Here is a 16001-nt window from a genome sequence, read left to right on the forward strand (position 1 = left end):
CTTTTTTTTTATAAGATAAGTGCCAACCAACAGTAGATTAGGCACAAATTAATCCTCAGCATGCGTTTGGTACTACTGAACAGCTTAAAAATTGCAATTGAAGAGCCTATAGCTGTTTAAATAGCCTCAACTATCAATTCGTAAAACTGTTTATACCATTCCTTTGCTGTAGATCCGCTTATCTATTGCTACACACAAACTCCTATCCTATTGCTAAATTAGCTATAAGCAAGGCCAAATAAAACAAGGACTATTAATATTTCAATCGTTATTAAAATTCCTTATTTTCGCAGTCATTTCATTTTTTAAATTATATATATCGATGCAGTTAACGAAATTGGAAATTAAGGGTTTCAAGAGTTTTGGAGATAAAGTGTCTATTAATTTCAATGAAGGGGTTACCGCTATCGTAGGTCCAAATGGTTGTGGAAAATCGAATGTTGTGGATGCGATTCGATGGGTATTGGGAGAACAAAGCACCCGAACCCTACGTTCAGAAAAAATGGAAAATATCATCTTCAATGGTACAAAAAATCGAAAACCTTCCAACTTAGCCGAGGTTTCATTGACTTTTGATAACACGAAAAACATCTTACCTACAGAATTTACGACCGTTACGGTTACACGCAAATTATTTAGAACTGGAGAAAGCGAATACCGCCTTAATGATGTAAAATGTAGACTCAAAGACATTACCGATTTGTTTCTAGATACCGGAGTAGGCGCTGATTCTTATTCGATTATAGAATTAAAAATGATCGATGAAATTATTGCAAATAAAGATAATTCCAGAAGAAATCTTTTTGAAGAAGCATCAGGAATATCTAAATATAAGGTCAGAAAGAAACAAACTCTTTCTAAATTAAAGGAAACAGAAGCGGATTTATCCCGTGTAGATGATTTATTGTATGAAATCAATAAAAACTTAAAATCTTTAGAGAATCAAGCCAAGAAAGCAGAAAAGTATTTTATTCTTAAAGAAAAATATAAAGTAAGCAGCATCGGATTGGCCTATTATAAATTGGAAGGGTTTCACCAAGATTTGGAAAACATAACGGAACAAGAAACCAAACAACACGACGAGCAAGTAAAAAATCAAACCAAAATTTCTCAAAAGGAGTCAGATTTACAAGCTTTAAAAAAGGATATTCTTTCAAAAGAAAAAAATCTTGCGACCCAACAAAAAGTAACCAACGAGCATACCCATAAAATCAGAACCTACGAATCTGAGAAAAAAATCAAAAATGCTCAAATGAAACATCTCGAGGAGAAAGACATTCGATTAAACAATGATATCAACAGTGATAAACAACAGCTTAATCATGTTTTATATACGATTAAAAGACTAAACGAGGAATTGTTTGAGGCTCAAAACAAATTAGACAATATGCAAATCGACCTCAACAGGAATACGGTAGAAGTCGAAGAATTACGTGGGCAGCAACAATCGTCTAAAGGGAAACTTGACCAATTTATTAAAGCAAATACTGACCTTCAAAATGAAATTTACAAACTTGAAAAAGAAATTGCCGTTTTAGGAATTCAAAGAGATGCCCTTGAGCAAGAATCTTTACGGACTAGCAATGACACCCAGTCTAAAGAACTTGAATTGTCTCAATTTATTTCGGTAGTCGCTGAACTCGAAGAGCGTGTTCATATTCAACAAAGTCAATTTGATCACTCGGTCCAAACCGAAGAATCATTGCAGGATCAAATTAAATTAACTGGAGATCAGATTCAACACAGCACGATCGAACTGAATAAAGAAATTCGTATTGCTGATGCTAAACAAAATGAATATAATCTAACCAAATCTTTGGTCGATAACTTAGAGGGCTTTCCGGAATCCATCCGATTTTTAAGAAAAAATGCCGGTTGGAAAAAGCAATATCCCCTATTTTCAGATATTCTATTTTGTAAAGAAGATTACCGAATTGCCATAGAAAATTTCTTAGAGCCTATCATGAATCATTATGTAGTAGAAACAAAAGAAGAGGCAATTCAAGCCATTAAATTATTAAGTGAAGCTTCACGTGGTCGCGCCAATTTCTTTGTTTTAGAGGCTATTAATGATTTAACATCTCCGCTTGACCAAGTACAGGTGCAAGACGATCGATTATTGGGAGCTATGGAAATCATAGCTGTAGAAGATAAATATAAATCCCTTTGTCGGCTATTGCTCAAAGATGTTTACTTATTAAAATCTGAACAAGAAATTAACTTAGAGTCGCCGCTACCCACAGATAACTATACCATCTTACAAAAAGAAGGGAAATATAGTAAGAACAAATTAGGCTTAACGGGTGGCTCAGTCGGATTATTTGAAGGTAAACGTATAGGTAGAGCTAAAAATTTGGAAAATCTTGCCAAAGAAATCAAAACGCTAAATCAGCGTATTCTTGATTTTCAGCAACAAATAAAAATTGCGCAAGATCAATTACTAACGCTAAAAGGAAATTCTCAAAAAGAATTTATTGATGAGCAACGGATACAATTAAATAGATTAGCTAATGAATTAATTTCCGTAAAAACGAAACAAGAGCAATATCAAACGTTTATTTCCAATAGTCAAAATCGTAAACTAGATATTGAAAATAAGGTAAGTTTTATTGTTGCAGAATTGGAAAAATCTGAGCCTGCCCTGTTTTCGTTAAAGATTAAGGCCGAAAATAATCAAGAAGAACTTTTACGATTACAAGACTCATTTCAAGAAATATCTGAAATTTTAACCGATAAATCGACTTTATTTAATCAAGCAAACATCCAGTTCCATCAACAACAAAGCAAAGTTTCCACCATTCATAAGGATTTAGAATTCAGAGATCATCAAAAGGAAGATTTTGAGCAACGCATCCTTAAAAATTCTACAGAGCATGATAAGGTCAAGGAAGAGATGAAAGAAGCGCTGAAGTATGTAGACCATAACGATGTTGATTTATTGGCGATGTATGAACAAAAGGAAGCTTTTGAAAAAGGTTTACAAGAAATTGAAGAAGATTTTTATAGCGCTAGAAAGCGGATAAATGATGTGGATGAGGAAATTTCTCAGCATCGTAAAAGCAAAGATATCGCTGATACCTTATTGGCAGAACTAAAAGACAAAAAAACAAGTTTACAAATTGAACTTAATGCCCTAAAGGAACGATTAGCTGTCGAATTCAATATTGATTTACAAGATTTATTAGAACAGGAAATTCCAGAGGATCGATTAACTTTTAAGGAACTTGAACTTCAATGTTCCAAACTTAAAAAGGAATTGGATGAATATGGCAGTATCAATTCTATGGCTAAAGAAGCTTATGATGAAATGAGCCAAAGACATACCTTCATTATCAAGGAAAAAACGGATCTGCTAGACGCTAAGGCCTCCCTGATGGCAACTATTGAAGAAATTGATCAAACGGCAAATAATAAATTTATGTTTGCATTTAATACTGTTAGAGCCAATTTTATTCAGGTGTTTCGCTCCTTATTTAATGAAGAAGATTCCTGCGACATTATTCTAAGTGATCCAAATCATCCTTTAGAATCCGAAATAGACATCATTGCACGACCTAAAGGTAAAAGGCCACTATCCATCAATCAACTTTCAGGTGGTGAGAAAACATTGACCTCTACGGCCCTGTTATTTTCGCTGTACTTACTTAAACCAGCACCATTCTGTATTTTTGATGAGGTCGATGCGCCTTTAGATGATACCAACATTGATAAATTTAATAATATTATTCGCGAGTTCTCTAATCAGTCGCAGTTTATTGTGGTTTCGCATAACAAACGAACCATTGCCAGTACCGATATTATCTATGGAGTGACCATGGTGGAACAAGGCGTTTCTAGAGTAGTTGCTGTCGACTTAAGGGATGTTGCTTAAATTAAGTGGAGTCTTTGGGCTTAAGCTTCCCAGAACAGGAGATTTATGAATGCTTGAGTAAGTAAATTAGCGTAGCCCACTAATTTAGCGACGATTTCACTGTTTTAAAGGCTCATCTGCATTCAAAACTTAGGAAAGCTCATATATTATCAGCTATAAAAAAAAGCGTTGAGAACTCCTCTCAACGCTTTTTTTGTTATTCAATTACCCGTATTACAATTTTTTCACACGGATATTGCGTAGAAACACTTCGGTACCATGACCTAAGAATCCGATATGACCAGATTTATTAAATAAGCCAGGATGATCTTTTTTATCTACCGAACCAGATTTAGTGGCTGCAGCAAGATCCCCGTCTACAATAACTTTTCCATTCACGGTAATTTTGATTTTATTTCCTTGAACACGAATTTCTTCAGTATTCCATTCTCCAACAGGATTTAATGAACCACGTTTAGCAGCAATAATCCCATATACTGAACCATGGTACTGGTATGGTTGCAAGTCTTTATAAACATCTGCTCCATCGTCCAATATTTGTATCTCCATGCCGTTATAAGCTGCATCTACACCCATTGGCGTACGAATTCCTACACCATTATTAGCTCCAGGAGTTAATTTGAATTCAAACCTATACACGAAATCTGTATATTGTTCTTTGGTATAAAGATTAGTGCCATGCTCTGTATCCGGATTAGAACGGATTGAACCATCATTCGTGATATCATAAGCGGCTGTCTCTGTCCATTTGTCTAAGTTTGTACCGTCAAACAACATTTCAAAACCTTCTTTTTTCTCTTGTTCACTAAGGGTAAAGATTTCTTTCTTAGGTATTTCTTTTATTAAGATATCTCTATACCAAACACGTGAACCGTGCGCTTGCAATTCAATTTGTTCTTTCGGGAAAATAGACTGATTACGATCCCAATAGTTTTCTAAAGGAACATTATCCACCACCAATTCTCCATTTAACCAAACCCATACATTATCACCAATCATACGGATTTTAAAGTTATTCCATTCTCCTAATGCATTGTCAGCAACCTTAATAGGATCTTTCGCATGTTTAGTGTTATTATACAAACCACCAGATCCTACTTGAGCACCCACATTTGTACGAGAGATATCCCATATTTGAATTTGAGGAGTACCACGTAAATAAATTCCGGCATCAGGCTCATGTCCTTTAGGATCTAATTTCCAATCCACTAACATTTCAAAATCGCCATATTGTTTTACCGAAGCAATGTTATCTCCATGTCCACTGAATACCATATCGCCATCAATAGCAGACCAATTATCACGCATTTTTTTATCGGCCTCCACTTGTTTTTTAGCTAACTCCTCTTTCGACATTTTAGCTCTAGCAATTGGATTTTCTACTAAACCTTTCCAACCAGACAGGTCCTTACCATTGAACATATATACAAAACCGGCTTCTTTAGGCATTTCTGCTAAATGACGGATTACTGCTTCTTTTAAATACGAACTTTCACTTCCGCTCAATCGTTCAGCAGCAGCATTTAATACGCGTTCTACATCTGCTCCTACATAAGCTTTATTATCCATCGCAATATTCATTGCTACATTGGTTGCCGTACCACCTAATTGCGCATCATCTAAAAATTTACTAGCAAATGCGAAAGCATGATAAGTACCAGTGCTTTGTAAATTGCTTAATACTGATTTTTTCTGATCCACAGTTTGTGCAATACTAAAAGCATCTTTTAACAAAAGTGTTTTTTGCTCAGGTTTAAACCCACCAGCATTTAATTGCTTGATTAAGCCCGTGAATATATTATTGAATAAGGCCGGGTCTTTCTCTGTTCTGGATAATTTGATTAAAGCAGGCAATGATTCGGCATTTGCCCAATTGGCTAATGCTTGAATGGCTTGACCTTTTAAACCAGCATTAGCAACGTAGTTCTCCACCGCTTTTAGTGCATCAGCACCGCCAACACCAGCAAAAATAGGGAAATATTTCCCTGCCGAAGGTGCAGCAGATCTGGAAATATTAGCTGCCAATTTTTGTATTTTAGCTTCTTTATCTGCACTAGCGTTCAATGAAATGATGGCTGCACGTTGTACTGATGCTAATTCATCGGCACTAGCAGAACCTAATAGTTCTGATACGGCATCAAAATCTTTCCCATCTACAACATTGGCTAAAGCTTTATAAGCCGCTAAACGAACGCCAGCATCAGTTGATTTACTTAATCCTAATACACTTGCTGAAGAATTTGCATTGGTTCTATTGCTTAATACATCTAACAATGCCAATTGAGTTTTCGAATCAGCACTTGTTAAGGCATTGTTCACGACATCAATTGTTCCTTTATCCTTTGCCGACAGTAACAAATTTTTGATGGTTTTCAGTTCATTATCTGAAGCGGAAGGTATTTGTTGAATTAAGAATGCGGCATTTGATCCTTTCGTTAATACCGAAAGCGAATTCAGTGCTGCAATTTTTGCTTCTTCATCTTTTAAAGAAGCATAACTCTTCTCAATGCTACTGATAGATGCCGTAGCATCTTTGCTTGCTAAGAAATTAAAAACACTCTCTTGTGCATCTGGACTTAGTTTCTTCACTGAGGAAGCTAATTTAGCTAAATCAGAGGCAGAAGCTTTATCAGCTAATAACCCTAAAGCTACATTACGTAATACCGCGTCATCACTAGACACTAATTTCAGTAATTGCTTCTTTTGTTTAGCAGGTTCTATCGATGTTAAGACGGTTAAGGCTGCTGCCTGTATGCCCGAAGCTTTTGCCTTACCCGCATTTTTGAATAAGGTACTGGCAAATTTATGAGCTGCTGCAGAAGCATTCTTTTTCACTAAGTTTTCCGCATAATCTACCGCTAAACTAGAAACATTGCTGCGATCAAACTGGTAATTTTTCTCCTGAGCTTTCTTTAAAAATAAAGCACTGGATTGTGCACCAGCAATTTTACTTAAAGCAGTTAATGCATTATGTTGAAAATTATCAGTTGGATACTTATCCAATAATTCAATGATTTTTGTTTCCGCTTCCGGAGATTCCAAATCGCCTAATGCAGCAATAATTAAAGTTGCTGTTTTTTCAGAGTTGGCAGATGCTAAAGCTGTGTTTAATGCTGCTGCTGCTTCAGGGGTACGGATTGCATTTAATACTAATGCCGCCTTATCCGCTAATTCTTCATCTGCAAGGTAAGGGACAACTTTGCTGATCGCATCATTTTTAGCACATTTTTTCAGGATTTCTAAGATAAAACCCTTATTATTTTTATCATTTACTTTATCCAATGCATCTAAAAGTCCGGCAACATAGGTTGCACGCTGACTTTCAAATCCTGGCTGAAGCACGTAGTAACTGTAGGAATTGGCAGCATATTCTAAAGCCGCATTTTTTCCACCCTGAGGTTTCAAACCGGCTAATAATGCAGAAATGTCGGCTGTACTGAAACCTTCTAACTCTTTCATTGCGGAAAGGTATTTGGTTTGCTCTTCCGCCGGTTGCTGAGCAAGAACATCAGCGATTTTTGTCGCTGTGGTACGACCTGCAGGTTGCTGAGCAAAAGCGGCAACTTGAAGGAATAATAATGCAGATATGGTATTAAATACTTTTTTCATGTTTTGTTTAGGATTAGAATGTCCAAGGACCTCTCATTGGTTGATTAATTAAACGATTTGCAGCTTCATCATTTACAAATTCTTGTTTCGCAGAATCGTATGTTAAAGTTCTATTTAATCGTAATGCTGCCAGACCTAAATTCACTAATGTACAAGAGTAATATCCATTCTGTTCATTCAATGCAAATTTTTGCCTTGTTCTAACTGCTTCCACGAAATCGGTGATTTGTGGTGCCGGATCAGGGTACTGTGCAAGTTTACGATCCAAATCTGGAATATCAGATACAAATCCTTTATATAATTTACCTGATGGCCCTTCTATATAGGCCTTACCTACTTCTGTGCCATCCCCATCGAGAATAATCTGACAGCCATCGGCATAGGTATAGGTAATTTTACGCCAAGTTCCTACAGCATCCGAGTGTTGCTGAGGGGCATCAACTTCAATCTTAACCGGGCTTTCATTGTCTTTACCTAGGAAATATTGTACTGGATCCAAATAATGTTGACCCATATCTCCTAAACCACCACCATCGTAATCCCAATATCCTCTAAAAGTAGTATGTGTACGGTGTTCACTATATGGCTTATGTGGCGCAGGTCCTAACCATAGATCGTAATCTAATTCTTTTGGAACTTGTTGCACTGGCAAATCTTCTTTTCCAATCCAAAAGAATTTCCAATCAAATCCAGTATGTTTACTTATTGTTACTTTCAAAGGCCATCCCAACATCCCTGTGTCGACCAATTTCTTAACTCTTTTTACAGGCGTATTCAGTCCATAAAAATTATCATCAAAACGGAACCAAGTGTTCAATCTAAAAATATTTCCATGCTGTTCTACAGCCTCTTTAACCTTCTTACCTTCACCTATAGTTCTAGTCATTGGTTTCTCACACCAAATATCTTTCCCCGCACGGGCCGCTTCTACAGCCATCAAACCATGCCAATGTGGTGGGGTTGCAATATGAACAATATCCACTTCCGGATTTTGTATCAAATCTCTAAAATCATGATGTTCTTTGATCCCTCCACCTAAGGCATTTTGCGCTAAGGCTAAATGTCTACTATCTACATCACAAATAGCTACTGTCTTTGTACCTGCATAGGCAAAATGCCCTCGGCCCATAGATCCAGTACCTATCACACCTTTAGTTAAATGATCACTAGGTGCTAAATATCCTTTCCCCAAAACAAATCGAGGAACAATGGTAAATGCCGCAGCACCAATTAACGATTTTTTAATAAAATCGCGCCTAGAAGAATTTTTTATTTCGTTCATAATATTTTTGGTTCCGAAGGTTATAACAATAGCAATGAACTATTAAAATTTAGGCTTTCAGATGAGCTTGCTAAATTCATAGGTCTATGTAGTTATATCATCGATAAAATTTACTATAGATTTAGATTTACAATTGTAAAAAAACTTTTTAGTTATGTATTATCTATTTAAGCCATTTCCATATTATTTTTAGCCAATAAAAAGGCTATAACCATTTAGCATTATTAAACAACCGATTGCGTAAATTAATTGTTACAATATTCTAAACGAAAGCCTGTTTTTGATGACAAAATCACATTTTTTGACCTCAAAATATCCCAAATCCACAACAATACTCCCTAAGGATTAAACCTATTATCAAATCTTGCACTAAATAAAGTTATCCTCCCTCCTCTTATCAAGCTAATTTTTCTTACAATACAATCCAATTTAACAAAAAATCAGGTTCATTCCATAAAAATTTGCGAACAGATTTTTTTGCCTTCCCCTTAAATTTCATTCGGATCTCCTTCGGACATTAATCGGATATTAGACGAAAAAATCCGAACAAGATCCGCAGTAGATCCACGGTAGATCCATTCCAATTGCTTAGCTCCTAAACCATCAGTTTACCACAACCGATTATGTTATAATTTTTATTGGGATAATATCAGAGCAAAATTTAATTATATATTATATTTATATTAGGTAAATGACAGATAAGTAAATTATTCTTACATTTAGATAAATCAAGACTATACAATCCGTGTTATCAAGAGAAGACCAACTTAAACAATTAAAGGAAGATACCATTTGGGACATAACCATTATTGGTGGTGGAGCGACTGGTTTAGGGGCTGCAGTTGATGCTGCTAGCCGTGGGTATAAGGTCCTTTTATTAGAGAAATATGATTTCGCAAAAGGCACCTCCAGTAAAAGCACCAAACTCGTTCATGGTGGCGTAAGGTATCTTGCAAATGGCGACATCAAGTTAGTGATTGCTGCATTACGTGAGCGCGGATTGTTGTTTAAGAACGCGCCTCATGTTTCATCTGTTCAATCCTTCATCATCCCTGTGTATTCCCTTTTTAGTAAAGTAAAGTATTTAGCAGGCTTGAAAATTTACGATTGGCTGGCTGGAAGTTTGCGTATAGGAGCATCAAAATTGCTATCCAAAGCCGATGTTTTAGCTAGACTGCCTCATATTAAATCGGAAGGATTGCAAGGGGGCATTATTTATTATGACGGTCAATTTGACGATGCCAGATTAGCAATCAACTTAGCGCAAACGGCCATTGAACAACAAGCAACTGTCTTAAATTATGTGGAAGCGGTACAAATTACCAAAGACAGTCTGGGTAAAATAACCGGATTAATAAGTAGAGATACGGTAACTGGAACCACCTATACGATTCAATCTAAATCAGTTATCAATGCCACGGGTATTTTTGTCGATGATATTTTAAAACTGGATCAGGAGAATCATAAGAACCTTGTTAGACCTAGCCAAGGATCACATATTGTAATCGATCAAAAATTTCTAGCTGGAAATGATGCCTTAATGATCCCGGAAACCAGTGATGGCCGGGTTCTTTTTGGAGTTCCATGGCATGGTAAAGTGTTGTTAGGCACAACGGATATCCCCATAGATCAACATAGCATCGAGCCTAAACCTATGGCCGAGGAAATTCAATTCATATTAGATACCGCGGCAGCGTATTTAAATCCTGCGCCACAGCGAAAAGACATTTTGAGCATCTATGCAGGATTGAGACCCCTAGCTGCTCCTACAGGTCCAAATTCGAGCAGCACAAAAGAAATCTCGCGCGATCATAAACTTATAAAAAGCGAATCAAATTTAATCACGATCACTGGCGGCAAATGGACAACTTATCGAAAGATGGCCGAAGAATGTATTGATTTAGCGATTAAAGTCGCTAATTTAAGCGTAAAAGCCTGTGTCACTAAAGATCTTCCTATACATGGCTACTCAAAAAATCCAAATTTAGTCGCCTGGAATTCCTATGGAAAAGATTATGAATCGATCATTCAACTCCAACAAGCACATCCAGAATGGAAGCAACCATTAATCGAAGGTTATCCTTATACCCTTGCTGAGGTTGTATGGGCCTGTCGGAATGAATATATCGTTAAGGTGGAAGATTTCCTAGCAAGAAGAACCAGGCTATTATTACTTGATGCGAAGGCCTCTAGAATTGCCTCCTTACAAGTCGCAGAAATTATGGCGCAAGAGCTAGGCAAATCAGCCGAATGGATCAATCAAGAAGTTAAAGAATACAAAGAGCTGACAGATAATTATATACTATAAACTAACTACTTATAAATTATATAAATGAAAGAATACATCATTTCCTTAGACCAGGGTACTACGAGTTCGAGAGCTATACTATTCAATAAAAAAGGAGAAATTGTCAATATTTCACAGAAAGAATTTCAACAAATTTATCCTAAATCTGGTTGGGTAGAACATGACCCGCAAGAGATTTGGTCCAGCCAACTGGCGGTTTTAACCGAAGTTTTAGCAAAATCCAAAGCTAAGCTGGAATCGATAAAGGGCATTGGCATAACCAATCAAAGAGAAACCACGATTGTATGGAATAAACGCACAGGTTCGGCTATTTATAATGCCATAGTTTGGCAAGATCGTCGTACTGCAGACTATTGTAGTCAATTGGTTAAGGATGGTCATTTGGAAACGGTGCAAGAGAAAACAGGTTTATTAATTGATTCTTATTTTTCAGCAACAAAGATAAAATGGATTTTAGATCATGTAAAAGGTGCTCGAAAATTGGCTGAGAAGAATGAATTAGCATTTGGCACTGTAGATAGTTGGTTAATTTGGAATTTGACCAATGGAGCCTCCCATGTAACGGATGTTTCCAATGCCTCAAGAACCATGTTATACAACATCAATGACCTTTGTTGGGATAAAGAGCTACTCGCTTTATTTGACATCCCAGAATCCATGTTACCAGAGGTCAAAAGTTCTTCGGAAATATATGGGCATACCTCAACTGAATTAGGGAGCAAGTCTATTCCTATTGCCGGCATCGCTGGAGATCAACAAGCCGCATTATTTGGTCAAATGTGTTTAAAAAAGGGAATGGCCAAAAACACCTATGGAACCGGCTGTTTTTTACTGATGAACGTTGGTAATAAACCGGTGAAATCGGAAAATAAACTCGTTACGACCATCGCTTGGAAAATTGGAAAAGAAGTGGTCTATGCGTTAGAAGGAAGTATATTTATTGGAGGTGCCGTAGTGCAGTGGTTAAGGGATGAATTAAAAATCATTAAGAAATCCAGTGATGTGGAAGCCCTGGCCGGCAGTGTTTCCGATACCGATGGCGTCTATGTAGTGCCAGCCTTTGCAGGATTAGGCGCACCACATTGGGATTCTAATGCCAGAGGAACGATATTCGGTATATCTCGAGGGACTTCGGATGCCCATATTGCACGTGCTGCTATAGAAAGCATTGCTTATCAAACCCATGATATTTTACGGGCCATGGAAGCAGATTCTAAAACAAAAATCAAAGAATTGCGGGTAGATGGCGGTGCCACACAAAATGAATTTTTACTGAAATTTCAAGCAGATATATTAAATACCACCGTAGTACGACCTGAAATTACCGAAACAACCGCTATGGGGGCTGCATTTCTCGCCGGATTAGCAGTAGGGTTTTGGAATAGCGTAGCAGAAATTGAAAATATATGGCAAGAAAATAAAAGGATTAAAGGCAAGAAAACCAAAAAATTAGAAGAAAATTTAGTTTCTTGGGATCGTGCCGTTAATGCCGTTAAATACTGGTCTACAAATACATAATATAACCTATACATTTACCTTATAACAAATAAATTATGACTCCATTTATTGCTGAATTAATAGGCACTGCTATCTTAATCCTTTTAGGAGGTGGGGTGGTTGCAAATGTCGTTTTAAATAAAACAATTGGAAATAATAGTGGTTGGATAGTGATTACTACAGCCTGGGCATTGGCGGTATTTGTAGGGGTTAATATTGCTAGTCCATACAGCGGTGCACATCTCAATTGTGCCGTTACTATTGCCAATTTTGCCATGGGAAAATTGGATTTAATGACTACATTAAGTTACCTATTGGCGCAATTTTTAGGTGCTATGATTGGCTCGGGAACCGTATGGCTAATGTATAAAAGCCATTTCGATGCAACTGATGATCCAGCAAGCAAACAAGCGGTATTTTGTACTGCACCTGCCATTAAAAATTACCCTTTAAATTTACTTTCTGAAACCGTAGGTACTTTCGTACTCATATTTACCATATTGCATTTTCAAGATGCTAAAATAGCGGAAGACGAAGTCATTGGTTTGGGTTCTATCGGAGCAATACCCGTTGCATTTTTGGTCTGGGCCATTGGCCTCTCTTTAGGAGGTACTACCGGATATGCCATTAATCCTGCACGTGATTTGGGCCCTCGAATAATGCACGCGATTTTACCTATCAAAAATAAAGCACCATTTAACGCATCCTATGCTTGGGTGCCTGTCGTTGGTCCAATTATTGGAGCGCTACTGGCTGTAGGGCTTAATTATTGCATACATTAAATTGAAAATATGAAAAAGGGATTTTTTAAACTATTGAATAAGGTAAATCAATCGATATTGCCCAAGTATAGTCAATTAGATCCTTCTAAACTAAGTAAGCTACAACAGGCTGTTGTAGCTTACCGCTATTATGTCTTAATTCAATCCTTAGATTGATGAATGCGTCTATTAAAATCCTTAGTTGTTAAGGATTTTAATTGCATTTGTAGGGAAATTAATCGCTTTATTATCCAATTCATCTTTAATCCTTTCTGCTAATTCATTTTTAGTGGCCCAATAAACTTCTCGATTGGTCCAAGCGCGAATCGTGATGGTAATACCAGATTCTTTTAAATCACCAACAAATAATTCTGCTTTTGGCTTTTGCAAAACACGTTGATCCTCATTCAGCACGGCTAATATCGTTTCTCTAGCCAATTTAATATTGGTATCGTAAGCAATTAGGAATGAAAACTGCATTCTACGAGCGGATATTTTCGTAAAGTTTTTAATCACAGAATTGGCTAAAGTACCATTTGGACTAAATACCCGGATTCCATCATCGTCAATTAATGTTGTGTATAATAAATCAATTTTTTCGACTGTTCCAGAAGATCCATTCGCACTTGAAATATAATCACCTACATCAAATGGTCTGAAAATTAGGATCAATACCCCTCCTGCAAAATTGGACAAACTGCCTTGCAATGCCATACCTACCGCTAAACCAAAGGCAGACAAGGCCGCAATAAAGGAAGTCGTCTGAAACCCCATCGTTGTTGCCGCAGTCAATAACAAAAAGGCATATAAGGTAAATTTGATTAAACTTTTGACAAAGGATCGGATAGAGATATCAAAATTTCGCTTTTCAAATCGTTTATCAATAATTTTAAGTAAAAATCCGATAACATATCGACCAATTACCATAATGGCTAATCCAATTAAAACACTTGGAATTTGATCAATGATATTGTTAAGCAATCTTTCTAAAGTAGCTTCGACATTAATGAATTTCATTTTAGTATGATTTTAGTGCGCAAAATTAAAAAATTCAAGTAGATAAGCCTACTATTCCTTAGAATTTAAATAACTTTAACAAATGGGATTTATATATCTTGATAATAATGCAACGACACGCGTGGATAACCAAGTGTTAGAAAGCATGCTCCCTTATTTGCAGGATCAATACGGAAATGCATCCAGTGTGCAACATCGCTTAGGAAGACAAGCAAATCAAGCGATAGAAGTAGCAAGAAACCAAGTAGCAAGCTACTTGAACGTGCATCCAAAAGAAATATTCTTCAATAGCGGTGCTAGCGAGGCAATTCATACGGTTATAAAAGGTGTATTTAAAGCGTATGCCCGAAAAGGAAATCATATTATTACCTGTAAAACAGAACATAAAGCGGTATTATCGACCTGTGAAGCTATAGAAAGAGAAGGTGCACAAGTAACTTACCTAGCTGTGGACCAAGCGGGTCAAATCGATTTAAATGATTTAAAAAACAGCATTCGGGAAGATACCATTTTAGTTTCACTCATGGCGGCAAACAATGAAACAGGGGTCATATTCCCTATTCAGGAAATTGCGAATATCTGTGTAGCGCATAATGTCTTATTTTTCTGTGATTCGACCCAATGGATTGGTAAATTACCCTTAAATCTAAAGGAAGTCCCTATTGATATATTGTGTTTCAGTGCCCATAAATTTCATGGACCAAAGGGAATTGGGGGATTATTTATTCGACGTAAAACTAAACCTATACAAATTCCAGCTTTAATCAGTGGTGGCAACCAAGAGCAAGGTTTTCGTGCAGGTACTTATGCAACCCATGAGATCGTTGGATTGGGGAAAGCGATAAGTTTAGCGTTAAACAACGAAAAAATTGAAGCCTTAAGAAACTACTTTGAAATGCAGGCGAAGCTTCATTGGGAAGAAATATCGATTCATAGCGAGTCTTCCCTCCGCATCCCTAACACGAGCAATATCCACATTAAGTATGTTCGAGCGAATGAGTTAATGACCCAAGTATCCAACATGGCATTGGCTTCAGGTTCCGCATGCGTAACTGGGAGTCGAGATCCATCGCATGTCCTAAAAGCAATGAAGCTTTCGGATGAAGAAGCCTTTTGTTCCATCAGATTCAGTTTTAGCAAATATAATACCTTGTCGGAAATCGATGAGGTCATCCTTCAAATTAAAGAAGCCATCACTTCCATACGGCAAAAATCGCCCATTTGGGAACTGTATAAAGAGGGCTTAATTTGACAATAGTCAGATGATTTTTAACGATAATCCCTTTATTTATTAGTAATTTTGTAAGCATATTTTATTTAGAATACACGATGGTTACCATAACAGATAAAGCAAAAGAGCGTATTTTAGCAATCATGACTGCCGAAAATTACAATGAGCATTTTTTTGTTCGTGTAGCAGTAGAAAGTGGAGGTTGCTCTGGTCTTTCGTACAAATTAGACTTCGACAATGAAGAAAAAAAAGGAGATCAGTTTTTTGAAGATAAAGGCATAAAGATCTGCTTGGACATTAAATCTTATTTGTATTTAGCGGGTACAGAACTCGATTATTCTGACGGAATAAACGGTAAAGGTTTTGAATTCCATAATCCAAATGCTTCGAGAACCTGTGCCTGTGGCGAAAGTTTCTCGGTTTAA

10 protein-coding genes are annotated in these 16001 nt (G+C 36.8%); 7 read left to right on the plus strand and 3 right to left on the minus strand.

The annotated features are described in order from the left end of the window. The first annotated feature begins 322 nt into the window (after positions 1 to 322). Positions 323 to 3871, plus strand: coding sequence for a chromosome segregation protein SMC (smc, locus tag ACFRAE_RS03945; protein WP_422795820.1), 3549 nt, complete (start codon positions 323 to 325; stop codon positions 3869 to 3871). 213 nt (positions 3872 to 4084) lie between these two features. Here the strand turns inward: smc and ACFRAE_RS03950 are convergent, their stop codons facing one another. Together ACFRAE_RS03950 and ACFRAE_RS03955 are read right to left on the minus strand one after the other, a co-directional pair. Then, complete coding sequence (locus ACFRAE_RS03950; protein WP_422795821.1) at positions 4085 to 7480, minus strand: family 16 glycoside hydrolase; 3396 nt, start codon at positions 7478 to 7480, stop codon at positions 4085 to 4087. 13 nt (positions 7481 to 7493) lie between these two features. Continuing rightward, positions 7494 to 8762 carry a Gfo/Idh/MocA family oxidoreductase gene (locus ACFRAE_RS03955; protein ID WP_422795822.1) on the minus strand — a complete coding sequence of 423 codons (1269 nt, stop codon included), beginning with the start codon at positions 8760 to 8762 and terminating at the stop codon, positions 7494 to 7496. Between the two features lie 745 nt (positions 8763 to 9507). On the opposite strand from ACFRAE_RS03955, the gene ACFRAE_RS03960 reads away from it, so the two are divergent. Genes ACFRAE_RS03960 through ACFRAE_RS03975 form a run of 4 tightly spaced genes read left to right on the plus strand, consistent with a single transcriptional unit; the run spans position 9508 to position 13505 of the window. Next, the gene (locus tag ACFRAE_RS03960) at positions 9508 to 11070 is read left to right on the plus strand and encodes a glycerol-3-phosphate dehydrogenase/oxidase (RefSeq protein ID WP_422795823.1); all 1563 of its coding nucleotides are present in this window, start codon (positions 9508 to 9510) and stop codon (positions 11068 to 11070) included. Positions 11071 to 11094: 24 nt separating this feature from the next. Further along, a complete protein-coding gene (glpK, locus tag ACFRAE_RS03965) occupies positions 11095 to 12588 on the plus strand; it encodes a glycerol kinase GlpK (protein ID WP_422795824.1) in 1494 nt (497 codons plus the stop codon). 35 nt (positions 12589 to 12623) lie between these two features. Beyond that, the gene (locus ACFRAE_RS03970) at positions 12624 to 13349 is read left to right on the plus strand and encodes an MIP/aquaporin family protein (RefSeq protein ID WP_422795825.1); all 726 of its coding nucleotides are present in this window, start codon (positions 12624 to 12626) and stop codon (positions 13347 to 13349) included. 9 nt (positions 13350 to 13358) lie between these two features. After that, the gene (locus ACFRAE_RS03975; protein WP_422795826.1) at positions 13359 to 13505 is read left to right on the plus strand and encodes a hypothetical protein; all 147 of its coding nucleotides are present in this window, start codon (positions 13359 to 13361) and stop codon (positions 13503 to 13505) included. A gap of 21 nt (positions 13506 to 13526) precedes the next feature. Here the strand turns inward: ACFRAE_RS03975 and ACFRAE_RS03980 are convergent, their stop codons facing one another. After that, entirely contained in the window at positions 13527 to 14345 is an 819-nt protein-coding gene (locus ACFRAE_RS03980; protein WP_422795827.1) for a mechanosensitive ion channel family protein, read from the minus strand. An 82-nt stretch (positions 14346 to 14427) separates the two neighbouring features. On the opposite strand from ACFRAE_RS03980, the gene ACFRAE_RS03985 reads away from it, so the two are divergent. After that, entirely contained in the window at positions 14428 to 15597 is a 1170-nt protein-coding gene (locus ACFRAE_RS03985; protein WP_422795828.1) for a cysteine desulfurase family protein, read from the plus strand. Positions 15598 to 15674: 77 nt separating this feature from the next. After that, positions 15675 to 16001: a HesB/IscA family protein gene (locus ACFRAE_RS03990; RefSeq protein ID WP_422795829.1), complete on the plus strand. Its 327-nt coding sequence runs from the start codon at positions 15675 to 15677 to the stop codon at positions 15999 to 16001.

The sequence above is a fragment of the Sphingobacterium sp. HJSM2_6 genome, from assembly GCF_049316305.1.
GTDB lineage: Bacteria > Bacteroidota > Bacteroidia > Sphingobacteriales > Sphingobacteriaceae > Sphingobacterium.